Here is a 790-nt window from a genome sequence, read left to right as displayed (position 1 = left end):
TCTTCGGCCCCATCGGCAACATTCCACCTGCCGAGGCAGAAGCCGCTTACTATGCAAATCTCGCTGAGTCTGTCACTGTGGCATGACGCAAGCAAAACGGTCTCCGGAAAACCCGGGGCGGCTCAACAGGGCCGCTTTGCCTAACTTGATACACCGAGCTTTGTCGCTAATTCGCGCGTTGTCGAATAGCCCGTCTCGCATCGGCATCTTGCAATCCAATTGCCTATCATCACGCCGCGGCAATCTTCCGTGCTCGAGCAATATGTCGCCAGCGCGCGCGCAATGGACGTCAGGGTCGCAGCCCCCTACAACCGACGTTGCGAATTAACGCGAGACCCCACGCGTTTCACGCTTGCCAAGACAGATTGCGGATCATAGTGCAGCGAAGAAGATGCACATCAATTTCAGACAGAGATAATTTGTCGCTCCACGCCTCGTGGTTGCGCTTTCGACAACGCAGATGCGGTGGGATGGGCCGCGTTCGTTGATCCTGTAGCGTCGTAGCTCGGGAAGAAAGAAAGGCTCAATTGTTTCAATCGTCCGACTGATGCCGCTGGCCGTCAATGACCGACCAGCCTACGCATGTCGAGCTCTATTCGACGCAGACAGGCTCCGACGCGCGAACGGCTACCCAAAGCGCATCATATTGCGCCAACTGCGGACCTAGAGCGTGTTAGGAACTTCGATTGAGACCTGTTATCCTGGCGGGATGAAAAGAACAGACCGCAAAGGGTATCCGACTGATGTGTCGGATGAGGAATGGAGTTTCGCGGCGCCGTATCTGACGCTG

General features: G+C 56.1%; 1 pseudogene. It reads left to right on the top strand.

The features are described from left to right. Nucleotides 1-709 precede the first annotated feature (709 nt). Nucleotides 710-790: pseudogene (locus AB3X89_RS40015) on the top strand (IS5/IS1182 family transposase); the annotation flags it as partial.

The organism is Paraburkholderia sp. BR14320 (genome assembly GCF_040948665.1).
Lineage (GTDB): Bacteria > Pseudomonadota > Gammaproteobacteria > Burkholderiales > Burkholderiaceae > Paraburkholderia > Paraburkholderia youngii.
The sequence above is the reverse complement of the archived record's forward strand: the minus strand, read 5'-3'. Positions and strand labels throughout refer to the sequence as shown.